The sequence below is a fragment of the Streptomyces sp. NPDC002867 genome (assembly GCF_053591895.1).
This window is the reverse complement of sequence record NZ_JBSFUR010000007.1, coordinates 162,411-183,962: the sequence shown is the minus strand read 5'-3', so window position 1 is coordinate 183,962 and position 21,552 is coordinate 162,411. Positions and strand designations below refer to the sequence as shown.

The window sequence follows — 21,552 nt, the reverse complement described above, 5'->3', positions numbered from 1 at the left end:
TGCCCGTACCAACGGGGACCACGGGGACAGTGAGAGGCAGTGACCATGCCGGAACAGACAGTTGGCGGAGCGGGCGGCACGGACGGGGGCGCGGCACCGCCCGCGGTGCGGGTGGAAGGCCTGTGGAAACGGTTCGGCGATCAGGTCGCCGTCGAGGGGATCGACCTGACGCTTCCGGCGGGCAGGTTCATCGGCCTGGTCGGACCGAACGGAGCGGGCAAGACGACCACGCTCTCCATGGTCACCGGGTTGCTCCGGCCCGACCAGGGCCGGGTGCTGGTCGGCGGTCACGACGTGTGGCGCGACCCGGTCGAGGTGAAGTCCCGCATCGGCGTCCTGCCGGAGGGGCTGCGACTGTTCGAACGCCTGTCGGGCCGCGAACTGCTCGCGTACAACGGCCGGTTGCGCGGCCTGCCGGGCGACGAGGTCGACAAGCGCGCGGCCCAACTGCTCGACGTCCTCGACCTCGCCGGCTCGCAGCACAAGCTCGTCGTCGACTACTCGACCGGCATGCGCAAGAAGATCGGGCTCGCGGCCGCGCTGCTGCACAACCCCGAAGTGCTCTTCCTGGACGAGCCGTTCGAGGGCGTCGACCCGGTGTCCGCGCAGACGATCCGCGGCGTGCTGGAGCGCTACACCGCGTCCGGCGCGACCGTCGTCTTCTCCAGCCACGTCATGGAGCTCGTCGAGTCGCTGTGCGACTGGGTCGCGGTGATGGCCGCGGGCCGCATCCGCGCGCAGGGACCGCTCGCCGACGTGCGGGGCGACGCGCCGACGCTGCAGAGCGCCTTCCTGGAACTCGTGGGCGCGCGGGACCGGGACACCGGGGACTCGCTGGACTGGCTCGGCGGCGGTGCGCGTTGAGCACCGCGTCGCTGACCCGGGTCTTCGTCGGACTGAAGCTGTCGCTGCTGCGCAACGGGCTGCGCCAGTCGTCCGGCCGCAAGGCCGTCTACATCGTCTCGCTCGTGTGCGCGCTGCTGTTCGCGGCCGCGCAGCTCGCGGGCCTGATCCTGCTCCGCGGCGAGGCGCACGCCGCCTCGCTCGTCGTGCTGCTCGCGGGTGTCCTGGCACTCGGCTGGGCCGTGATGCCGCTGTTCTTCCCCAGCGGCGACGAGACGCTGGACCCGACCCGGCTGGTGATGCTGCCGCTGCGGCCGCGGCCACTGGTGACGGCCCTGCTCGGCGCATCGGTGGTGGGCATCGGGCCGCTGTTCACGCTGTGCCTGGCGGTCGGTTCGGCGATCGCCGTGGCGCACGGGGCGGGTGCGGTCCTGGTGTCGGTGCTCGCCGTGCCGCTGACGCTGCTCGTCTGCGTGGCGCTGGCCAGGGCGGTCGCCGCGGCCAACATCCGGCTGCTGACCTCGCGCAAGGGCCGCGACCTGGCCGTGCTCAGCGGACTGGTGATCGCGGTGGGCTTCCAGCTCGTGAACTTCGGCGCGCAGCGCATCGGCGAGGCGGGCGGGCTCGCCACGCTGGACCCGGTGGCCGACGTCGTGCGCTGGGTCCCGCCCGCCTCCGCGCTCGGCGCGGTCGGCTCGGCGGGCGACGGCGCGTACGGGACCGCGCTCGGCCAACTCGCCCTCGCTGCCCTGGCCCTGGCCGCCCTGCTGTGGTGGTGGCAGCGCAGCCTGACGAAGCTGATGACGACCCCCGACGGCTCGACCCTCGCGGCGGCCTCGGAACCGACCCGCAAGGGAACGTCGACCGGCCTGCACCGGCTGCTGCCCGAGGGCCGTACGGGCACGGTGATGCAGCGCAGCCTGCGATACGTGTGGCGCGACCCCAAGACGAAGGCGGCGTGGGTGACGTCGCTGGCGGTCGGCATGATCGTGCCGGTCTTCAACGCGCTCCAGGGCACCGGCTCGATCTATCTCGTGTGCTTCGCGGCGAGCATGCTGGGCCTGCTGATGTACAACCAGTTCGGCCAGGACACGTCGGCCTTCTGGATGGTCGCGCTGACGATCTCGTCCGCGCGGGACGCGTACGCCGAACTGCGCGCCCGCGCCCTCTCGTTGCTTCTGATCACCGTGCCGTACATGACGCTGGTGGCCCTGGTCACGGTGGGCCTGCTCGGCCGGTGGGAGGACCTGCCGGAAACGCTGGGCCTGTCGTTCGCGCTGCTGGGCGCGATGATGGCGACGGGGGCGGTGGCCTCGGCGCACTTCCCGTACTCGATCCCGCAGGACAGCGCGTACAAGAACGTCGCGCCGGGGCAGGGCGGCATCGCCTGGATCTCGATCTTCGGCGGCATGCTCCTCTCGGCGCTCCTGTGCACGCCGCTGCTGGCGCTGACGATCTGGCTGCACGCCTCGGAGTCGGCCGCGCTGTGGCTGCTGCTGCCGGTGGGCACGGCGTACGGAGCGCTGCTCACGTGGGCGGGCCTGCGCCTGTCCGCGCCCCGGACGGCGGACCGGCTGCCCGAGATCCTGACGGCGGTGAGCAAGGGCTGAGCGCCCCGGGGCCGTCACGCGTCACGCGAGCGGAAGGCCCGCGTCGCAGAAGACGCACACGAAGTGGCCCTCGCGCACCACGTTGAGCTCGGCGCAGGCGCCGCAGTGGCGGAAGACGACCTCGTGCGTGAAGCCGTCGCCGGGCCGGGCGAGGCCCGCCCGGTCGAGGGCGGCGGCGACCGCGGGCCACGAGTCGGGATCGGGGCAGTAGCCCGTGGACTGGTTGCTGACGTAACCGGCCCGCCAGCGGCCGTCGCCGGTCCGCCGGAAGGCGACTTCCCCGGCCCCGGTGACGGCGGCGCCTCCGGCACAGGCGACGTGCTCGCTGCGCCGGGGCGCCAGCCGCAGGAATCCCTCGCCGTCGACGACGTACGTGAACGGCTCGGCCAGGTCGCGCGGATCCTGCTCCCCGGCCCAGGCCGCGAAGTCGCCGGCCGTCCGCACCACTCGCCCGACCGGGGCGCCCTGGGCGGCGCGCCGGATGTCCGGGGGACCCACGTATCCGTAGCGGCGGCGCCCGTGGGTCGCGATGACGCTCCGGGCACGCAGCCGCGCCACACCGTCACCCGAGAACCGCACCTTCGCGCTGTGCGGCGGGTCCACGAGGTCGACGCCCCGCCCGTACCGGTCGATCGCCTCCAGGCGCAGCCGTCCCCCGTCGTACACCTGCCCCGGCCGGATCACGCCGCCGACGCACCGCACGACGCACACGGCGGTGCGCGCATCGACCGGCTCCACGGTGTGGATCCGCAACGCGCCGTACTCGTCCGTCATACGCCTCAACTCACCGCTGTGACCATCACGTCGAACCCGCGGCCCTTCAGCGCCCCCGCCAAGGGCTCCCCTTCCGGACGCCCTGCGCCAGGACGCGCCGCACAGGCCGCAGGGCTCCGTGGTGGTCGCGCCCTGGTCGTCCGCCTCCGGGCGGGGGCCGTCACGGTGTCAGGACCCCGTCCAGAAAGGGCTCGATCGCCGCGCGCCAGCCGTCCGGGTGGTCGTAGTGGACGAGGTGGCCGGCGTCGGGGACCTCCCCGTACTGCCCGAGGGGGAGCACGCGGACCATCTCCTGGGCCTCCGCGCGGCCCAGTTCGCCGTCGAGTCCGCGCACCACCAGCGTCGGACAGCGGACCTGGGCCAGCTCCTCCCAGTGCGCGTCGAAGACCCATGTCTCGCGGGACGTGAGCATCTGGCGGCGGGAGAACACCGGGCGCCAGCCGTCCGCCCGCTCGGCCATCACCTCGGCGAAGAACTCGCCCCGCGCCGGATTCGGACGCTCCACCCGGGGGTCGTCCTCACCGAACCACTTGCGGACATCCGCCAGCGTCGCGAACGGGACCGGCCAGGAACGGAACCAGTCCTCCCATTCGCGCTGGGACGCCACCCCGAGCGCCGACGCCCGCATGTCGCAGATGATGAGCGCGCGCACGAGGTCGGGACGCCTGGCCGCGAGCTGCCAGGCCGTGAGCGCCCCCATGGAGTGACCTATCAAGGTCACCGGGGCCAGCCCCAGTTGCTCGACGGCCGCCTCCGCGTCCGCCACATACGCCTCGCGGGTGAACGGCCCGTCGACCGGCTTCTCGCTGCGACCGTGGCCGCGTTGGTCGAGGGCGACCGCGCGGTGCCTCTCGGCCAGCCACCGCGCCGTGGGCGCCCAGTGCGAGGCGCGGCCCATCAGCCCGTGCAGCAGTAAGACCCCCGGCGCGCTCTCGTGCTCCTCGCGCCCTTTCGGCGGATCCGCGAACTCCCAGGCAGCCAGGCGCACGCCGCCGGCTCCGGTCACATCGATGCGCCGCACCATCTGGCCTGGCACCCCCTTGTCTCCCCCGGATCGAGTGGCTCGTGTCGAGTCGAGTGGCTCGTGTCGAGATGACGCCAGACTATCGAACCTGTATTCGAAAAAGCGGCTCTGTCGCGCAACACCCCTCGTTCGAGTGACCAGGCTCGGGGATTGGACGGCGCAGCCGAGGGGAGATTCCCTGCGGGAGGCGGGCCGCTCGGGGAAAACGGTCCGACGGGATTGACCCTGGGAGCTCGGGGCTCCGGGTCAGCACCGGGGAGGACAGGTCCCGGCGCCCTCGGGCGTCGGGACTCCTCCATGTCAGGACGTGCGGGACGTGCGAAACGCACGGCAGACGGCGCATCACCCTGGCTCCCCTCCCCGAACCGTGGTCATATGCCTCGGCTTCAGAGTGGCACGCGATCCGCCCGGCCGCTGCCATTCCGGGCGCAAAACGGTTTCAGCACGGTGAAAGTCCAGCAGGGCGCCGGGTGCCGGGCGACCCGCGTCGGCGACACACGTAGGGCGGCCCCGGAGCACAGGACTCCGGGGCCGCCCGACATCGTTCACCGCCCGGTCACCCGGGCGCGGCCTCAGCGCTTCGCCACGAAGACGTGCGAGGCGATCTCCGCCTGCAGCTCCGCCGCCTCCCCGCTGCTGCCCACCAGCACGCCACCCGGCGACTCCGTCACGCTCACCACCGAGCCGGGCTGCACGCCCGCCCTGCGCAGCGTGTACATCAGCTGCGCGTCGGTCTGGATCGGCTCGCCGATCCGCCGCACGACCACCGTCTTGCCGTCCGTGCCCGGGTCGAGCTCGGCCAGCGAGACCATGCTGTCGTCCAGGAACGGGTCCGCCTCCGCCTTCTCGCCCAGCTCCTCCAGGCCCGGGATCGGATTCCCGTACGGCGACTCGGTCGGGTGACGCAGCAGCTCCAGCACACGGCGCTCCACCGCCTCGCTCATCACGTGCTCCCAGCGGCACGCCTCGGCGTGGACCTGCTCCCACTCCAGGCCGATCACGTCGACCAGCAGGCACTCGGCGAGCCGGTGCTTGCGCATCACGCGCGTCGCCAGCTGCCTGCCCTCGCCGGTCAGCTCCAGGTGCCGGTCGCCCGCCACCGTCACCAGGCCGTCCCGCTCCATGCGGGCCACGGTCTGGCTGACCGTGGGACCGCTCTGGTCGAGCCGCTCCGCGATACGGGCCCGCATGGGCACCACACCTTCCTCTTCGAGCTCGAGGATGGTGCGGAGATACATCTCCGTCGTGTCGATCAGTCCGGACATACGTGCCCCTCGAATAAATCGTGCGCTGCGGCCCCGGCTCAATTCTTACGCATCCCGCCGACAACCGTGCCGCGGCGGGTGAAGCCCGTATTGACAGCGCAATGGTCCAGACCGCAACGTGATCGGCGGCACGGTTGTTCCCGGGCCGTCACGCACTCGTACGGTTCCTACCCACCTCCCACCCTCCGGAAAGGGCTCGGCGATGAGCGAGAGCAAGCTGGCCGGTCAGTTCTTCGACGCCGCGATCGGTCTGCTGCAGCGCGCACGCGACGAGGAGTCGGCCAACATCGCCGCCGCCGGCTCGGCCGTCGCCGACGCCGTCGCCGCGGGCGGCCGGCTGTTCGCCTTCGGCGCCGGCCACTCCTCCCTCGCCGCCCAGGACGTCGTCTACCGGGCCGGCGGCCTGGCCCTGATGAACCTGCTGGCCGTGCCCGGCGCCGTCGGCGTCGACGTCATGCCCGCCACGCTCGGCTCCGCCCTGGAGCGCGTCGACGGCCTCGCCGCGGCGGTCCTCGACTCCAGCCCCGCCACGGCCGGCGACGTCCTCGTGATCGTCTCCCTGTCCGGGCGCAACGCCCTGCCCGTCGAAATGGCGATGAACGCCCGCGCCCTCGGACTCACCGTCATCGGCGTGACGTCCGTGGCGTACGCCGAGGAGACCACGTCCCGGCACGCCTCCGGCACCTTCCTCAAGGACCACTGCGACATCGTCCTCGACTCCAAGATCGCGGTCGGCGACGCGGAGCTGACGCACGAGGGCATCGAGGCGCCGTTCGCGCCCGCGTCGACGGTCGTGACCAGCGCGCTGATGCAGGCCATGACGGCCGCCGCCGTCGAGCACCTGGTCGCCCGCGGCATCGAGCCCCCGCTGCTGCGCTCGGGCAACGTGGACGGCGGACACGAGTGGAACGGCCGGGTGATGACGGAGTACCGCGACCGGATCTTCTTCCGTCACTGAGGGGGCCGCGCCGCACCATCGCGTTCGCGGCCCGGCCGGCGCCCAGCCCCGGGGCGGCGCCCGCGTACGGCACGCCGCCCCATGCGCGGCCCCGCTAGCGCGGCGGGTCTTCCTGCTCCGTCTGCTCCGTCTGTTCCGTCTGCTCCGTCACCCGCGCCAGATCCAGCGAGGCCGCCACCAGGACCGCCACACTCTCCGCGTACACCGCGTCCGGGCGCTCGAACGCGGGACGGCTCGCGGTGCGCAGGAACGTCAGCACGCCCACCGTCCGGCCCCGGCTGCGCAGCGACGTGCACAGCGCGTGGGCCGCGTCCCCGGGCCACTGACGGCGCTCCGCCCAGCCGCCCGGCGTCGCCTCCTTCCCCGCGCTCGCCCGCACCGACCCCGTACGCTCGATCGCCTGGAACACCGGATGCCCCGGCTCGTACCGCACCGGAAGCCCGCCGCCCGCGGCCTGCGCCGAAGGACCCGACGCGCCCGACGGCGAGACCGCCGCCCGCACCAGGCGCTGCCCGTCGTCCTCCGCCAGGTCGAGCAGCGCGTGATCCGCGAATCCGGCGAGCGCGAAGTCCAGCTGCACGGCCGCCGCCTCCAGCGGGTCCTCGCACTCCGCGGCCACCCGCCCCGCCCGGTGCAGCTGCCCCGAACGGAACCGCAGCCGGTCCGCTTCCTGCTCCGCCAGCTTCACGTCCGTCACGTCGTGGAACACCCAGCCCACCCCGAGCGGCACCGGCTCCTCCGCGAGCGGCGAGGCCAGCCGCAGGAACCCGCTGCGCCAGCAGCGCCTGCGCTCGCCCTCCGGCGTCGCGACGCTCACCCACAGGTCCACGAGGCCGCGCGGCGCGCCCTCCGCCAGCACGTGGTGCAGCGCGCCCTCCAGCTCCTCGACACCCTGGGAGACGAGCTCCCCGAGCGGGCGGCCCAGCACGTTCGCCCGGCCGGCGCCGAGCACCCGCGCGGCCTCGCTGTTGACCACGGCCGGACGCAGATCCACATCGACCATGACGACACCCCAGGACGCGTCGTCGAACAGCGCCTCGCTCAGCGCGATGGACCGCTCCAGATCGATCTGGGCATGGACCTCGCTGAACGCGCAGTACACCCCGGCGGGCTTCCCGTCGGCACCGAGCACCCGCGCGGACTGCGTGCGCACCAGGACCCGGCCCCCGTCCTTGCGCAGCAGCGCGAACTCGTGCACCTGCCGCCCCGGCACGGCCATCGCGGCCATCAGCCGCTCCTGCACCTCGTCCGCGTCGGCCCGGCGGACCGCCCACCCGGCGAACCCGCGCCGCCCCACGGCCTCCTCGGCGGTCCAGCCCAGAATGCGCTCCGCCTCGCGGTTCCAGTGCGTGACGGTCCCTTCGGCGTCGAACGCGCACAACGCCGCGTCCATCCCGTCGAGCAACGCCGCGAGCAGGTCGGCATCGGGCGGCCCCGTGGCCCCGGCCCCGGGCTCCGGCTCCCCGGACCCGAGCGCGTCGGTGATCTCACTCCTGGAAGCACTCATCCCGGCACCCCTTGCAGGACGTGTCCACGTGTACTGACGCACCTAGGCCCATTGAACTTCAACGTGACACAGGACACACACCGTTCCCCGAAATCGCCCCCACCCCGGAGAACCTCCTAATTCGCTTGAACCGTGCCGCAGCGCTTCTTAGGGTGTGGGCACACGCGAAAGGAGGTGATCCGAAAACATGGTTTCTTTTCGGACTCGTGAGGTGACTGCGGGCTAACGGCCTGCCGTCGCACTCTGTGCACCTCGGCAGGCCGCCTGCCGAAACCCAAGCAGTCACCCGACCCGTGGGCCGCCGGTAAGTCCGGCCGGCTCCCTCCGTCCGGACGGAGGGACCAAGGCCCACGGGTCGCCTGCGTTTCCGGGCGTCCGCGCAGCGGCTCGGGCCGGGCGCAGGACGCCGCGGAGCGCCAGGCCTCAGGGCGCGAGGCGATCCACGCGCCAGGCGCCGTCGGTGCGCACGTAGCGCAGGCGGTCGTGCAGCCGGTTCTCGTGGCCCTGCCAGAACTCCACCGCGTCCGGCACGACCCGAATGCCGCCCCAGTGCGCGGGGGCGGGGACCTGCTCGCCCTCGGGGTAGCGTGCGGCCAGCTCCTCGTAGCGGCGCAGCAGTTCGGCGCGCGAGCCGATCACCGACGACTGGTCGCTCGCCCAGGCGCCGAGCTGCGAGCCGTGCGGGCGGGTGCGGAAGTACGCGGCGGTCTCGTCGCGGCCGATGCGGGACGCGGTGCCGGTGACGATGATCTGGCGCTCGAGCGGGTGCCAGGGGAAGAGCAGCGAGACGTACGGGTTGGCGTCGATCTCCCGGCCCTTGCGGGAGTCGTAGTTCGTGAAGAACACGAAGCCGCGCTCGTCGTACTGCTTGAGCAGCACCGTCCGCGAGGAGGGCCGGCCGTCGGGCGTGGCCGTGGCGAGGATCATGGCGTTGGGCTCGTGCAGCGCCGCCGCCGCGGCCTCGGCGAACCAGCGGGAGAACTGCTCCATGGGCCCGGTGGCCAGTGCCGACTCGTTCAGCGGCGTGGAGCGGTACTGCTCGCGCATGACGGCGGGGTCCGGGACGACGAGCTCGGTCTCGGCCGGGTCCGGCAGGGGCAGGCCGGAGACGGTCACGTCCGGCGCGGCGTGGTCCGGGCCCGGGCGGCGCGGGCCGGCGGCATCGTGGGCGGCGTGGTCGGTCACGGAGACATCCTGCCGCAGGCCCCAGTTTGCCCGGCACGGAGTGCCGCCAATCCTCCCTGGGCGAATCGGGGCAGTGTGCCGGATGTCACGCTTCCCCGCATCGGACGGACCGGCCAAAATCTTGGGTCGGGCCGCTGTGACCTCCCTACAGCAGGGGATATCGTGCCTGCCTCCCGGCGGTTGGATGACCACCGGCCGCACGGGGCATCACCGGGGGGACCGCCCCCGCCGTCCATACGGCACACGCACACCACCCGTGCACACCATGTCGTACACATCTCGAGGAGCCGCCTGATGTCCGACTTCGTACCTGGACTCGAAGGAGTCGTCGCGTTCGAGACGGAGATCGCCGAACCGGACAAGGAGGGCGGCTCGCTCCGCTACCGGGGCGTCGACATCGAAGACCTGGTCGGGCACGTCTCCTTCGGCAATGTGTGGGGTCTGCTCGTCGACGGCGCCTTCAACCCCGGTCTGCCGCCCGCCGAGCCGTTCCCGATCCCGGTGCACTCGGGTGACATCCGCGTCGACGTCCAGTCCGCGCTCGCGATGCTCGCTCCGGTGTGGGGTCTCAAACCGCTCCTGGACATCGACGAGGCGCAGGCCCGCGACGACCTGGCCCGCGCGGCCGTGATGGCGCTGTCGTACGTCGCCCAGTCGGCGCGCGGTCAGGGCCTGCCGATGGTGCCGCAGCGGGAGATCGACAAGGCCGAGTCGGTCGTCGAGCGCTTCATGATCCGCTGGCGCGGCGAGCCGGACCCCAAGCACGTCAAGGCGGTCGACGCGTACTGGACCTCCGCCGCCGAGCACGGCATGAACGCCTCGACGTTCACCGCGCGCGTCATCGCCTCCACCGGCGCCGACGTGGCGGCGGCCCTGTCCGGTGCCGTGGGCGCGATGTCGGGACCGCTGCACGGCGGCGCGCCCTCGCGCGTGCTCGGCATGATCGAGGAGATCGAGCGCACCGGCGACGCGGGCGCGTACGTCCGGCAGGCTCTCGACAAGGGCGAGCGTCTGATGGGCTTCGGTCACCGTGTCTACCGGGCCGAGGACCCGCGGGCGCGCGTGCTGCGCCGTACGGCGAAGGAGCTGGGCGCGCCGCGCTTCGAGGTGGCGGAGGCGCTGGAGAAGGCGGCGCTGGAGGAGCTGCACAACCGCCGTCCGGACCGGGTGCTGGCGACGAACGTGGAGTTCTGGGCGGCGATCATGCTGGACTTCGCCGAGGTCCCGGCGCACATGTTCACGTCGATGTTCACCTGTGCCCGTACGGCGGGCTGGTCGGCGCACATCCTGGAGCAGAAGCGCACGGGCCGCCTGGTGCGCCCGTCGGCGCGCTACGTCGGGCCGGGCGCGCGCAGCCCGCGCGAGATCCCGGGCTGGGAGGACATCGCGGGCTGACGCGCGCATACGAATACGGCGCCGCCCACCAGGGGGCGGCGCCGTTCACGTACGTACGTCAGACGCCGATGAGCCGGACCCGGCCCCCGCACAGGCGGGCCATGTCGTCGACGTCGGAGGTGAGCATCACGACCGGCCCCGGCTGGCGCAGAGCCATCTCGGCGACCGTGGCGTCGATGGCGTCCTTGTGGCCGTGCAGGCCGGTCTCCTTGAGGAGGCGGGCGGCGGCGCGGGCGGACTGTTCGGTGACGGCCTCGACCTTCACCCGCGACAGCAGCCACTGAAGCCGAGGAAGGCTCACTCCGTCATACATCACCTCGACGATGGTGTTGGCGCAGACGACGATCCCCGCTTCCACGTTGTAGAAGTGCTGGATCTTCGCCGTGATCTTGCGGTCCTGCGCGATCCAGGCCGACAGCCCCTCGGAGTCGAGGACGACGGTGTTGATGCGGTCCGTCACGCTGCCCTGGCCGAGATGCTGCCGAGGTCCATCGCCTGGTCGATCTCTGCGCGCGCCTCGGCCAGCTCCTCCTCGGTGAACGCGCCGTGCTCCGCCTGATAGCGCTGCAGTTCCTCACCCAGCAACACGTGCCTTATCCGGCGGTCGACCGCCTCGGCCACGAAGGCGGACACGTTGTCCGTGAGCTTCTTCAGCTCCTCCACATGCTCCGTGGGGAGAGTCACCGTGATACGCGTGGTCTCAGCCATGCGGTGAGCATACCGCGCGAATGCATACCCCGGTATGCAGATACGTTTCAGCCCAGCCCCTCCTCCACCAGCACCGCCCACTGCGCCACCACCCGCTCGCGCCGGGCCGCGTCGTCGGTGAGGAGGTTGGCGAGGCCTAGGCCGCGGGCCATGTCGAGCAGGCCCTGGACCGTCTCGCGCACGCCGGGGCGTGACTCGTCGGCGTCCAGCAGGCGGACCGCGATGCGGTGGGTCTCGCGGCCGACCCTCGCCTCCAGCTCGGTCACGCGCGGACGCAGCTGCTCCTCGTTGGAGGCGGCCACCCACAGCTGGAGCGCGGCCCGGAACAGCGGGCCCGTGTACAGGTCGACCAGGGCCGCGACGACCGACGCCCGGTCCTGGACGGGCAGGTTCCGCAGGGCCTGCGAGCGTTCCTCGGCAACGTACTCGACCGCGGCCGTGAACAGGTCCTCGCGCGTCGGGAAGTGGTGCTGCGCCGCGCCGCGGGAGACCCCGGCGCGCTCGGCGACCACCGACACGGTCGAGCCGGCCCAGCCGACCTCGGCCAGGCAGGCCACGGCGGCCTCCAGCAGCCGCTGCCGGGTCGCCCGGCTGCGGTCCTGCTTCGGGGCCTTCGCCGCCGGGGGCGGCGTCACAACACCCATGCGGGATCCCGTCGTTCGAGAAAGGCCGTCATCCCCTCGCGCGCCTCGGGCGACGCGAAGAGCGACGCCGAACGCCGGACCAGGTCTTCGGCGTCCCGGTCGAAGGTTTCCAGCACCCTAGCCGTGAGCAGCGCCTTGGACGCGGCCAGCCCCTGCGGGGACGCCCTGCGCAGCCCCTCGGCCAGCGGCGCCAGTGCCTCGTCCACGTCGGCGGCGGCGAGCGTGAGCAGCCCGGTCCGGGCGGCCTCGGCGGCGTCGAACCGTTCCCCGGTGAGGTAGTAGCGCTCGGCGGCGCGGGGGTCCATCCGGGGCAGCAGCGGCAGCGAGATCATCGCGGGCGCCACCCCGATCCGCACCTCGGTGAACGCGAAGTCCGACGTGTCCGTCGCGGCGGCGATGTCGCACGCCCCGACCAGACCGAGCCCGCCGGCCCGCGCATGGCCCGCGATCCGCGCCACGACCGGTTTGGGCAGCGTCACGATCTGCCGCAGCAGGGCGACGAACGCGTACGGGCTCGGCGGCGCCTTCAGGTCGGCGCCGGCGCTGAACGTGGTGCCGGTGTGCGTGAGCACCACGGCCCGTACGGTCTCGTCCTCGCCGCACCGGGCGAGCGCCTCGGCCAGCTCGCCGACGAGCCGCGCGGACAGCGCGTTGCGGCTGTCCGGGTCGTCGAGCGTCAGGGTGGTGATGCCGCGGTCGCGGTCGGTGCGGATCGTCATGGGGGTCTACTCCTTGGAACGGTTCTCGCGGTCCCTGAGCTCTCGCCGGAGGATCTTCCCCGACGCGGCGCGCGGGATGCCGGCGGTGAACTCGACGCGGCGCACTTTCTTGTACGGCGCGACGCGCTCGGCGACGAACGCGAGGACGTCGTCCTCGGTCAGTTCCTCGGCGTCCGGCTGCCGTACGACGTACGCCTTCGGGACCTCGTTGCCGTCCTCGTCCGGGACGCCGATCACCGCGGCGTCGGCGACGGACGCGTGGGTGAGCAGCAGCGCCTCCAGCTCGGCGGGGGCGATCTGGAAGCCGTTGTACTTGATCAGTTCCTTGACGCGGTCGACGACGAAGAGCCAGCCGTCCTCGTCGACGCGCCCGATGTCGCCGGTGTGCACCCAGCCGTCGGCGTCGATCATGGCGGCGGTGGCGTCGGGCCGACCGAGGTAGCCCTTCATCACCTGAGGTCCGCGGATGGCGATCTCGCCCTCCTGGCCGGCGCCCGCGTCCTCGCCGGAGCCGTCGAGGGCGAGGACGCGCATCTCGGTGTTCGGCAGGAGCAGCCCCACGGCGCCCGGCGGAGGGTTCTGCGCGGCGAGCGGCACGACGTGGGTGCCCGGGGAGAGTTCGGTCATCCCGTAGGCCTGCCGCACCGGCGGCAGGCCGAGGCGGCGCGAGCAGGCCTCGGCGAGCCGGGCGTCCAGCGGGGCGGCCGCGCTGACGATGTACCGCAGGGAGGACAGGTCGTATTTCGCGACGGCCGGGTGCTTGGCGAGCGCGAGGACGATCGGCGGGGCGACGTACAGGCCGCTGATGCGGTGTTCCTGGATCGCCGACAGGAACGGGTCGAGCTCGAAGCGGGACAGCACGACGACGGTCGCGCCCTGCCGCAGCGGGGCGTTCATCAGGGCGGTCAGCCCGTAGATGTGGAAGAAGGGCAGAACGGCCAGGATGCGGTCGCCGGGGCCCATCGGGATGAAGGGCTCCAGCTGCGCCAGGTTGGTGGCGATGGACCGGTGCGTGAGCATCACGCCCTTGGGCACGCCGGTCGTGCCCGACGAGTACGGCAGGGCCGCGACGTCCTCGGACGGGTCGATCGCCACCTTGGGCTCGGGGGCGGTGGAGCCGAGCATGTCGAGGACGCTCGCATGCCCGTCGGCGCGGTCGCAGACGAAGATCTCCTCGATCCCGGCGGCGAGTTCGGCGGCGCGGCGGGCGACCTCCAGCAGCGGGGAGACGGTGACGATCCAGCGGGCGCGGGAGTCGCGCAGCTGCTTCGCGAACTCGTCCGCCGTGGAGAGCGGATGGACGGTGGTCACCGACGCACCGGCCCGCGTCGCCCCGTAGAACACCGCCGGGTAGGCGACCGTGTTGGGGCTGTGCAGGGCCAGTACGTCGCCCTTGACGAGGCCGGCGTCGGCGAGGGCCGCGGCGATTCTGCGGTGGAACAGGTCGAGCTGCCGGTAGGTGACGGTGGTGCCGTTCGCGCCGTCGACGAGGGCGACCGTGTCGCCGTACTCGGCGGCGCGGCCCAGCACGGCCTCGTGGATGGGTTCGACGACGGCCGGAACATCTGCGTAGCTGCTGCGGAACACCATGACGGCCCCCTCGGCGGGTGGGTACGGACGGCCAGGATGTCGTCTGTCAGTACGACTTGGGGAGACCCAGGGACTGGTGGGACACGTAGTTCAGGATCATCTCGCGGCTGACCGGGGCGATACGGGCCACCCGGGCCGCGGTGACCAGCTTCGCGAGACCGTACTCGCGGGTGAGCCCGTTGCCGCCGAGGGTGTGCACGGCCTGGTCGACGGCCTTCACGCACGCCTCACCGGCCGCGTACTTGGCCATGTTCGCGGCCTCTCCCGCGCCGACGTCGTCGCCCGCGTCGTACAGGGCGGCGGCCTTCTGCATCATCAGCCGGGCGAGCTCCAGCTCGATGTGGGCCTGGGCGAGGGGGTGGGCGATGGCCTGGTGGGCGCCGATGGGGTCCTTCCAGACCTGGCGCTCCTTGGCGTAGTCGACGGCCTTGGCGAGCGCGTAGCGGCCCATGCCGATGGCGAAGGCGGCGGTCATGATGCGCTCGGGGTTGAGCCCGGCGAACAGCTGGAGCAGGCCGGCGTCCTCCTCGCCCACCAGCGCGTCGGCGGGCAGCCGCACATCGTCGAGCACGAGCTCGAACTGCTTCTCCTGCGCCTGCAGTTCCATGTCGATGGCCGAGCGGTGGAAGCCCTCGGCGTCGCGGGGGACGATGAACAGGCAGGGCTTCAGCGCCGGTGCGGCCCCCCGAGAAGATGCAGTCTCGGTCCGCCCGACGATCAGCGTGGCGTCCGCGATGTCGACCCCGGAGACGAAGACCTTGCGGCCGGTCAGCGACCAGCCGTCGGCGGTCCGGCGGGCGGTGGTGGTGATGCGGTGCGCGTTGGATCCGGCGTCGGGCTCGGTGATGCCGAACGCCATGCTCAGGCTGCCGTCGGCGAGACCGGGCAGCCAGGTGCGCTTCTGCTCCTCGGTGCCGAACCGTGCGATGACGGTGGCGCAGATCGCGGGCGAGACGATCATCATGAGCAGGGGGCAGCCGGCCGCGCCGGACTCCTCGAGCACGATGGACAGTTCGCTGATGCCGCCGCCTCCGCCGCCGTACTCCTCGGGGAGGTTCACGCCGAGGTAGCCCAGCTTGCCGGCCTCGGCCCACAGCGTGGCGCGGTCGTAGGACTGTCCGTGCCGCCTGCCGAGGGCGGCGACGGCGGCGCGCAGGTCCCGGTGGTCCTGGCTCTCGATGACGGTCATGACGCGATGTCCTCCTGGGCTTCCGGTACGTCCTGTACGACGGCGAGCAGAGCGCCGACCTCGACCTGGCGGCCGGGGTGGGCGTGGAGTGCGGTGAGCGTGCCGGAGGCGGGCGAGACGATCCTGTGCTCCATCTTCATGGCCTCCAGCCAGACGAGCGGCTGTCCCTGGACGACCCGGGCGCCCTCGTGGACGCCGTCCCCGACGCGCACGACGGTCCCGGGCATGGGAGCGAGGAGCGAGCCGGGCTCGGCCCGGGCGGCGGGGTCGGTGAACCGGGGGTGCGCGGTGAGGGTGTGGGTGCCGGCGGGGCTGTCGACGTACACGGTGTCGCCGTGGACGGCGACGTCGTAGGCCCGTACGACCCCGTCGGTCTCCAGGCGCACGCGAGACGGGGTCGCCTCGACGGCGCGTACGCCGGGGGTGCCGGGGAGCTCGTAGCCCCCGTCGCGGGCGGGCCGGTAGCGGACCTCGTGGCCGTTGTAGGTCTTGGCCTGGTCCTGGGAGGCGAGGTTGCGCCAGGCGCCGCCGAACCGGCCCCGGCGCGCGGCGGCGTCCGCGAGCGCGGCCGCGACGGCGGCGTGCGCCTCGCCGGGCCGGGGGGCGGTGAGGTCGCCGAGGTGGTGCTCGTAGAACCCGGTGTCGAGGCGGGCCCCGGCGAAGTCGGGGTGTTCCAGGGACCGCACGAGCAGGTCCCGGTTGGTGACGGGCCCGTGCAGCCGGGCCCGGCGCAGGGCGAGCGCGAGCCTGCGGACGGCCTCGGCGCGGGTGGGCGCCCAGGCGACGACCTTCGCGATCATGGGGTCGTAGTGGACGCCGATGGTGTCGCCGGCCGCGTACCCGGAGTCGACGCGGACGGACGGGGGGCCGCCGGGTACGTCGAAGGCGTGCAGCACCCCGGTCTGCGGGGTCCAGCCGGAGGCCGGATCCTCCGCGTACAGGCGGGCCTCCACGGCGTGACCCGCGGCCGCGGGCGGGGCCGGCGGCAGGGCCGCCCCCTCGGCCACGGCGAGCTGCAGGGCGACCAGGTCGATGCCGAAGACGGCCTCGGTGACCGGGTGTTCGACCTGCAGGCGGGTGTTCATCTCCAGGAAGTGGGCCCGGCCGTCCCGGCCCACCAGGAACTCGACCGTGCCCGCGCCCGTGTAGCCCACGGCCCGCGCCGCCCGCACGGCCTGCCCGTGCAGCGCGTCGACGAGCCCGTCCGGCAGTCCGGGCGCCGGCGACTCCTCGATCACCTTCTGGTGGCGGCGCTGCAGCGAGCAGTCCCGCGTGCCCAGCGCCCACACCGTGCCGTGCGTGTCGGCGAGGATCTGGACCTCCACGTGACGGCCGTCCTCCACGTACGGCTCGACGAACACCTCTCCGTCGCCGAACGCGGACGCCGCCTCCGAGCTCGCCGCCTCCAGTTCGCCCGGCAGCGCGGACAGGGAACGGACGATCCGCATCCCCCGGCCGCCGCCGCCGGCCGCCGCCTTCACCAGGACGGGGAGGTCGGCCTCGGTGAGCGTGCCGGTGTCCAGGGGCGTGAGGCCCATCAGCTCCTTGGCCCGCGTCTTCGAGGCCATCGCCTCGACGGCCTCGGGAGGCGGGCCGATCCAGACCAGGCCGGCGTCCAGCACGGCGCGCGCGAAGTGCGCGTTCTCGGACAGGAATCCGTAGCCCGGGTGCACCGCGTCCGCGCCGGCCGCCAGCGCCGCCTTCACGATCAGTTCGCCGCGCAGGTACGTCTCCGCGGGCGCGGCGCCCGGCAGCCGTACCGCCGCGTCCGCCTCGCGCACGTGCAGGGCCGAGGCGTCGGGGTCGGAGTGGACCGCGACCGTCGCGATCCCGAGGTCACGGCAGGTGCGGAAGACGCGGCAGGCGATCTCGCCGCGGTTCGCGACCAGGACAGAAGCAATCACGGAAGGGTCCTCACATCCGGAAGACGCCGAAGCCGCCGCGGGCGCCCTCGACCGGTGCCGTGTGGATCGCGGAGAGGCACAGGCCGAGCACCGTCCGCGTGTCGCGGGGGTCGATGACCCCGTCGTCGTAGAGCCGCCCCGACAGGAACACCGGCAGCGACTCGGCCTCGATCTGCTGCTCGACCATCGCCCGCAGCCCGGCGTCCGCCTCGTTGTCGTACGGCTGTCCCTTCGCCGCCGCCGACGCACGGGCCACGATCGACAGCACGCCGGCGAGCTGCTGCGGGCCCATCACCGCCGACTTGGCGCTCGGCCAGGCGAACAGGAACCGCGGGTCGTACGCCCGTCCGCACATGCCGTAGTGCCCGGCCCCGTACGAGGCGCCCATCAGCACCGACAGGTGGGGTACGCGGGAGTTGGACACCGCGTTGATCATCATCGCGCCGTGCTTGATGATGCCGCCCTGCTCGTACTCCTTGCCGACCATGTAGCCGGTCGTGTTGTGCAGGAAGACCAGGGGGATGTCGCGCTGGTTGGCGATCTGGATGAACTGGGCCGCCTTCTGCGACTCGGCGCTGAACAGCACGCCCTGCGCGTTGGCGAGGATCCCGACGGGATAGCCGTGCAGCCGCGCCCACCCGGTCACCAGGCTCGGCCCGTACAGCGGCTTGAACTCGTCGAAGTCCGAGCCGTCCACGATCCGGGCGATGACCTCCCGCGGGTCGAACGGCGTCTTCAGGTCCTCCGGCACGATGCCGAGCAGCTCGTCGGCCGCGTACTTCGGAGGCTCTGCCGGAAGGGGATCCGCGTGCGCCTTGCGCCAGTTGAGACGGGCGACGATCCGCCGCGCCTGACGCAGCGCGTCCTGCTCGTCGAGCGCGTAGTGGTCGGCGAGGCCGGAGGTCCGCGCGTGCATCTCGGCACCGCCCAGCGACTCGTCGTCGCTCTCCTCGCCGGTCGCCATCTTCACCAGCGGCGGCCCGCCGAGGAAGACCTTCGACCGCTCCTTGATCATCACGGTGTGGTCGGACATGCCGGGGACGTACGCCCCGCCGGCCGTCGAGTTGCCGAACACGACCGCGATCGTCGGGATGCCGGCCGCCGAGAGCCGGGTGATGTCGCGGAACAGCGCCCCGCCGGGGATGAAGATCTCCTTCTGGGACGGCAGGTCCGCGCCGCCCGACTCGACGAGCGCGACGCACGGCAGCCGGTTGGCGTACGCGATCTCGTTGGCGCGCAGGGCCTTCTTGAGCGTCCACGGGTTGGACGCGCCGCCGCGCACCGTCGGGTCGTTGGCGGTGATCAGGCACTCGACGCCCTCGACGACGCCGATGCCGGTGACGATCGACGCGCCCACGGGATAGTCGCTGCCCCACGCGGCGAGCGGTGACAGCTCCAGGAAGGGGGTGTCGGGGTCGAGCAGCAGCTCGATCCGCTCGCGCGCGAGCAGCTTGCCCCGCTTGCGGTGCCGGGCGACGTACTTCTCGCCGCCGCCCGCGAGCGCCTTGGCGTGCTCCGCCTCCAGGTCGGCGAGACGGGCGAGCATCGCCTCGCGGTGGGCGGCGTATTCGGGGCCCGTCACATCGAGGGCCGAGCCGAGGACGGTCACAGCAGTGCCTCCGGGATGTCGGCGTAGCGGGCGCGCAGCCATTCGCCCAGCGCCTTGGCCTGCGGGTCGAAACGGGCCTGCGCGGCGACCCCTTCGCCGAGGATCCCCTCGACGACGAAGTTCAGGGCGCGCAGGTTGGGCAGCACGTGCCGGGCGACGGGCAGCCGGGCGGTCTCCGGGAGCAGGACGCGCAGCCGCTCGGTGGTCAGCTCGTGGGCGAGCCAGCGCCAGGCGTCGTCGGTGCGGGCCCAGACGCCGATGTTGGCGTCACCGCCCTTGTCGCCGCTGCGGGCGCCCAGGACGAGACCGAGGGGGGCGCGACGGGTCGGGCCGGGCGGCAGGGGTTCGGGCAGCGCGCCGGGGGGCACGTCGCCGTCCGGCGTCGCGCCGGCGGCGGACGGGATGTCCACGCGCTCCCCGTCCGGCAGCACGGCGGTGTGCGGGACCGTGCCGGCCGGGACGTACACCGCGTCGAACACCCCGTACGGTGCGCCCTTGCCCGGCGGGGCCGTCACGTGGAAGCCGGGGTAGCTGCCGAGCGCGAGCTCGATCGCGGCGCTGCTCACCGCGCGCCCGACGCGTTCGGCGTCCGGGTCGCGCACCACGAGCCGGAGGTAGGCGCTGGCGCGTTCCTCGGTGTCGGCGTCGGCCGCGTCGGTGCGGGCCAGCTCCCAGCGCACCTCGGCGGGCCGCTGCTTGCCGAGCGCGTCCTCCAACTGGTCGCGGACGAGGCGGGACTTGGCCTCGAGGTCGAGCCCGGTCAGCACGAACACGACCTCGTTGCGCCAGCCGCCGATGCGGTTGAGCCCCACCTTGAGGGCGGGCGGCGGGGCCTCGCCCCGCACGCCGGAGATCCGCACCCGGTCCGGGCCGTCCTCCTCCAGGCGTACGGTGTCGAGCCGGGCGGTCACGTCCGGTCCCGCGTACCGGGCGCCGCCCGTCTCGTACAGCAACTGCGCGGTGACGGTGCCGACGTCGACCAGGCCGCCGGTGCCGTCGTGCTTGGTGACGACGCAGGTGCCGTCGGCGTGGATCTCGGCGAGGGGGAAGCCGGGGCGGCGCACGTCGTGACCGGTGAAGAACGCGTAGTTGCCGCCGGTGGCCTGGGTGCCGCATTCGAGGACGTGCCCGGCGACGGCCGCGCCCGCGAGCCTGTCGTACTCCTGCGGTCCCCAGCCGAAGTGGGCGGCGGCGGGGCCGGTGACGAGGGCGGCGTCGGTGACGCGGCCGGTGACGACGACGTCCGCGCCGGCGCGCAGGCAGGCGGCGATGCCGACGCCGCCGAGGTAGGCGTTGGCGGTCAGCGCGTCGGGGAAGCGGGCGGACAGGTCGTCGCCCTCGACGTGGGCGACGCGGACGGGGACGCCGATCCGTGCGGCGAGGGCGCGGACGGCGTCGGCGAGTCCGGCGGGGTTCAGCCCGCCCGCGTTCGCGACGATGCGGACGCCGCGTTCGTGGGCGAGGCCGAGGGTGTCCTCCAGTTGCCTCAGGAAGGTCTTGGCGTAGCCCAGGCGCGGGTCCTTGAGGCGGTCGCGGCCGAGGATGAGCATGGTCAGCTCGGCGAGGTAGTCGCCGGTGAGCACGTCGAGGGGCCCGCCGGTGAGCATCTCGCGCACGGCGTCGAACCGGTCGCCGTAGAACCCGGAGGCGTTCCCGACGCGCAGCGGCGCGCTGCTGCCGCGGGGGGCCTCGCCGCCGTCCGGGGCCGGGTTCACCGGCGTCCCCCGCCGGTGCCGCCCCTGGCGTTGCCGCCGGGCTCGGGCCCGTCGGCCGGGTCGGTGGATGTGCCGCTGCGCCCGACCGCCCCGTGGGCCCCCGGCTGGCGTCCCTTGCCGGGCGGGCCCGCGAACGCCTGGGCGATGTCGAGCCATTGGTCGGCGTCCGGGCCCGTCGCGTGCAGCGACAGGTCCGCGCGGTGCGCCCGCTGCGTGACCAGGAGGCAGAAGTCCAGCGCCGGGCCGGTCACCTTCCCCAGGCCTTCGGCATGGGGGACGCCAGCCGCCTCCTCGGGGCCGTACGTCCACAGTTCGCCGCCGGGTCCGGTCAGTTCGACGCGGAACGGCTCGGCCGGCGGGGTCAGCCCGTGCACCCGGTACGCGAAGTCCCGCGTCCGCACGCCGATGCGCGCGATCTGGGCGAGCCGCGCCGTCGGTTTCCGTACGACGCCGAGCGCGTCGGCGACGTCCTGGCCGTGCGCCCACGTCTCCATCAGGCGCGCGGTCGCCATCGTCGCGGCGCTCATCGGGGGCCCGTACCAGGGGAACCGGGCGCCGGGCGGGGCCTCGCGCAGGGCGGTCAGCAGCAGTTCGCGGCCCTCGCGCCACCGGTGCATCAGGTCGGCGGGTGGCAGGGCCGCGCCTTCGGCCGCGCCGTCGTCGACGAACGAGTGCGGCGCGGCGAGCGCCTTGGCGACCTCCGCGGCGAAGGAGTCCGGATCGGTGACCGCCTTCAGCGCGGCCCGGTCCGTCCAGGCGAGGTGGGCGATCTGGTGGGCGACGCTCCAGCCCTCGGCGGGGGTCGCCGCGGCCCACGCTCCGGGGGCCAGACCGGCGACCAGCCGGTCGAGTTCATCGCTTTCGTCGCGCAGGTCGTCGAGCACGGCAGTCGGATCGGACACGTAACGCTCCC

19 protein-coding genes are annotated in these 21,552 nt (G+C 73.2%); 4 read left to right on the top strand and 15 right to left on the bottom strand.

Going from position 1 to position 21,552, the window contains the following annotated elements:
• Nucleotides 1–45: 45 nt before the first annotated feature.
• The gene (locus ACWD0A_RS09585; RefSeq protein WP_307714903.1) at nucleotides 46–864 is read left to right on the top strand and encodes an ABC transporter ATP-binding protein; all 819 of its coding nucleotides are present in this window, start codon (nucleotides 46–48) and stop codon (nucleotides 862–864) included.
• Nucleotides 861–2,453, top strand: a complete 1,593-nt coding sequence (locus tag ACWD0A_RS09580; RefSeq protein WP_451296248.1) for a transporter — start codon at nucleotides 861–863, stop codon at nucleotides 2,451–2,453. The genes ACWD0A_RS09585 and ACWD0A_RS09580 overlap by 4 nt, the downstream gene beginning before the upstream one ends.
• A gap of 21 nt (nucleotides 2,454–2,474) precedes the next feature.
• Here the strand turns inward: ACWD0A_RS09580 and ACWD0A_RS09575 are convergent, their stop codons facing one another.
• From ACWD0A_RS09575 to ACWD0A_RS09565, 3 genes are all read right to left on the bottom strand, one after another.
• Nucleotides 2,475–3,227, bottom strand: coding sequence for a hypothetical protein (locus ACWD0A_RS09575; RefSeq protein WP_451296246.1), 753 nt, complete (start codon nucleotides 3,225–3,227; stop codon nucleotides 2,475–2,477).
• Between the two features lie 160 nt (nucleotides 3,228–3,387).
• Entirely contained in the window at nucleotides 3,388–4,251 is an 864-nt protein-coding gene (locus tag ACWD0A_RS09570; RefSeq protein ID WP_177150401.1) for an alpha/beta fold hydrolase, read from the bottom strand.
• A 572-nt stretch (nucleotides 4,252–4,823) separates the two neighbouring features.
• On the bottom strand, nucleotides 4,824–5,516 hold the full coding sequence (locus ACWD0A_RS09565; protein WP_307714900.1) for a metal-dependent transcriptional regulator: 693 nt from the start codon (nucleotides 5,514–5,516) through the stop codon (nucleotides 4,824–4,826).
• Between the two features lie 202 nt (nucleotides 5,517–5,718).
• On the opposite strand from ACWD0A_RS09565, the gene ACWD0A_RS09560 reads away from it, so the two are divergent.
• Entirely contained in the window at nucleotides 5,719–6,474 is a 756-nt protein-coding gene (locus ACWD0A_RS09560) for an SIS domain-containing protein (RefSeq protein ID WP_451296244.1), read from the top strand.
• Between the two features lie 94 nt (nucleotides 6,475–6,568).
• Here the strand turns inward: ACWD0A_RS09560 and ACWD0A_RS09555 are convergent, their stop codons facing one another.
• The gene (locus tag ACWD0A_RS09555; RefSeq protein WP_451296242.1) at nucleotides 6,569–7,981 is read right to left on the bottom strand and encodes a PAS domain-containing protein; all 1,413 of its coding nucleotides are present in this window, start codon (nucleotides 7,979–7,981) and stop codon (nucleotides 6,569–6,571) included.
• Nucleotides 7,982–8,404: 423 nt separating this feature from the next.
• Nucleotides 8,405–9,028 (bottom strand): pyridoxamine 5'-phosphate oxidase, encoded by a 624-nt coding sequence (gene pdxH, locus ACWD0A_RS09550; protein ID WP_451296393.1) that lies wholly within the window; start codon nucleotides 9,026–9,028, stop codon nucleotides 8,405–8,407.
• Between the two features lie 432 nt (nucleotides 9,029–9,460).
• On the opposite strand from pdxH, the gene ACWD0A_RS09545 reads away from it, so the two are divergent.
• Nucleotides 9,461–10,561: a citrate synthase 2 gene (locus tag ACWD0A_RS09545; protein WP_451296240.1), complete on the top strand. Its 1,101-nt coding sequence runs from the start codon at nucleotides 9,461–9,463 to the stop codon at nucleotides 10,559–10,561.
• A 58-nt stretch (nucleotides 10,562–10,619) separates the two neighbouring features.
• Here the strand turns inward: ACWD0A_RS09545 and ACWD0A_RS09540 are convergent, their stop codons facing one another.
• From ACWD0A_RS09540 to ACWD0A_RS09495, 10 genes are read right to left on the bottom strand one after another with little or no spacing between them, the layout of a single operon-like run.
• Entirely contained in the window at nucleotides 10,620–11,021 is a 402-nt protein-coding gene (locus ACWD0A_RS09540; RefSeq protein WP_451296238.1) for a PIN domain-containing protein, read from the bottom strand.
• Nucleotides 11,018–11,269 (bottom strand): hypothetical protein, encoded by a 252-nt coding sequence (locus ACWD0A_RS09535; protein ID WP_451296236.1) that lies wholly within the window; start codon nucleotides 11,267–11,269, stop codon nucleotides 11,018–11,020. Before ACWD0A_RS09535 ends, ACWD0A_RS09540 begins: the two co-directional genes overlap by 4 nt.
• 47 nt (nucleotides 11,270–11,316) lie before the next feature.
• Complete coding sequence (locus ACWD0A_RS09530; RefSeq protein WP_451296234.1) at nucleotides 11,317–11,913, bottom strand: TetR/AcrR family transcriptional regulator; 597 nt, start codon at nucleotides 11,911–11,913, stop codon at nucleotides 11,317–11,319.
• Entirely contained in the window at nucleotides 11,901–12,632 is a 732-nt protein-coding gene (locus ACWD0A_RS09525) for an enoyl-CoA hydratase family protein (RefSeq protein WP_451296232.1), read from the bottom strand. The genes ACWD0A_RS09530 and ACWD0A_RS09525 overlap by 13 nt, the downstream gene beginning before the upstream one ends.
• A 6-nt stretch (nucleotides 12,633–12,638) precedes the next feature.
• On the bottom strand, nucleotides 12,639–14,222 hold the full coding sequence (locus ACWD0A_RS09520; RefSeq protein ID WP_451296230.1) for a 4-coumarate--CoA ligase family protein: 1,584 nt from the start codon (nucleotides 14,220–14,222) through the stop codon (nucleotides 12,639–12,641).
• Nucleotides 14,223–14,268: 46 nt separating this feature from the next.
• On the bottom strand, nucleotides 14,269–15,411 hold the full coding sequence (locus ACWD0A_RS09515; protein ID WP_451296228.1) for an acyl-CoA dehydrogenase family protein: 1,143 nt from the start codon (nucleotides 15,409–15,411) through the stop codon (nucleotides 14,269–14,271).
• On the bottom strand, nucleotides 15,408–17,315 hold the full coding sequence (locus tag ACWD0A_RS09510; protein ID WP_451296226.1) for an acetyl/propionyl/methylcrotonyl-CoA carboxylase subunit alpha: 1,908 nt from the start codon (nucleotides 17,313–17,315) through the stop codon (nucleotides 15,408–15,410). The genes ACWD0A_RS09515 and ACWD0A_RS09510 overlap by 4 nt, the downstream gene beginning before the upstream one ends.
• Before the next feature lie 10 nt (nucleotides 17,316–17,325).
• A complete protein-coding gene (locus ACWD0A_RS09505) occupies nucleotides 17,326–18,924 on the bottom strand; it encodes an acyl-CoA carboxylase subunit beta (RefSeq protein ID WP_451296224.1) in 1,599 nt (532 codons plus the stop codon).
• Entirely contained in the window at nucleotides 18,921–20,639 is a 1,719-nt protein-coding gene (locus tag ACWD0A_RS09500; RefSeq protein WP_451296222.1) for an acyclic terpene utilization AtuA family protein, read from the bottom strand. The genes ACWD0A_RS09505 and ACWD0A_RS09500 overlap by 4 nt, the downstream gene beginning before the upstream one ends.
• Entirely contained in the window at nucleotides 20,636–21,541 is a 906-nt protein-coding gene (locus ACWD0A_RS09495; RefSeq protein ID WP_451296220.1) for a TIGR03084 family metal-binding protein, read from the bottom strand. Before ACWD0A_RS09495 ends, ACWD0A_RS09500 begins: the two co-directional genes overlap by 4 nt.
• Nucleotides 21,542–21,552: the final 11 nt, after the last annotated feature.

Bases quoted from the DNA above. Each gene is read 5' to 3' on its own strand.
- ACWD0A_RS09545 (WP_451296240.1), top strand. From the start codon at position 9,461: ATGTCCGACTTCGTACCTGGACTCGAAGGAGTCGTCGCGTTCGAGACG.
- ACWD0A_RS09575 (WP_451296246.1), bottom strand. From the start codon at position 3,227: ATGACGGACGAGTACGGCGCGTTGCGGATCCACACCGTGGAGCCGGTC.
- ACWD0A_RS09535 (WP_451296236.1), bottom strand. From the start codon at position 11,269: ATGGCTGAGACCACGCGTATCACGGTGACTCTCCCCACGGAGCATGTG.
- ACWD0A_RS09525 (WP_451296232.1), bottom strand. From the start codon at position 12,632: ATGACGATCCGCACCGACCGCGACCGCGGCATCACCACCCTGACGCTC.
- ACWD0A_RS09570 (WP_177150401.1), bottom strand. From the start codon at position 4,251: ATGGTGCGGCGCATCGATGTGACCGGAGCCGGCGGCGTGCGCCTGGCT.
- ACWD0A_RS09520 (WP_451296230.1), bottom strand. From the start codon at position 14,222: ATGGTGTTCCGCAGCAGCTACGCAGATGTTCCGGCCGTCGTCGAACCC.
- ACWD0A_RS09560 (WP_451296244.1), top strand. From the start codon at position 5,719: ATGAGCGAGAGCAAGCTGGCCGGTCAGTTCTTCGACGCCGCGATCGGT.
- ACWD0A_RS09515 (WP_451296228.1), bottom strand. From the start codon at position 15,411: ATGACCGTCATCGAGAGCCAGGACCACCGGGACCTGCGCGCCGCCGTC.
- ACWD0A_RS09530 (WP_451296234.1), bottom strand. From the start codon at position 11,913: ATGGGTGTTGTGACGCCGCCCCCGGCGGCGAAGGCCCCGAAGCAGGAC.
- pdxH (WP_451296393.1), bottom strand. From the start codon at position 9,028: ATGCGCGAGCAGTACCGCTCCACGCCGCTGAACGAGTCGGCACTGGCC.
- ACWD0A_RS09555 (WP_451296242.1), bottom strand. From the start codon at position 7,981: ATGAGTGCTTCCAGGAGTGAGATCACCGACGCGCTCGGGTCCGGGGAG.
- ACWD0A_RS09585 (WP_307714903.1), top strand. From the start codon at position 46: ATGCCGGAACAGACAGTTGGCGGAGCGGGCGGCACGGACGGGGGCGCG.
- ACWD0A_RS09565 (WP_307714900.1), bottom strand. From the start codon at position 5,516: ATGTCCGGACTGATCGACACGACGGAGATGTATCTCCGCACCATCCTC.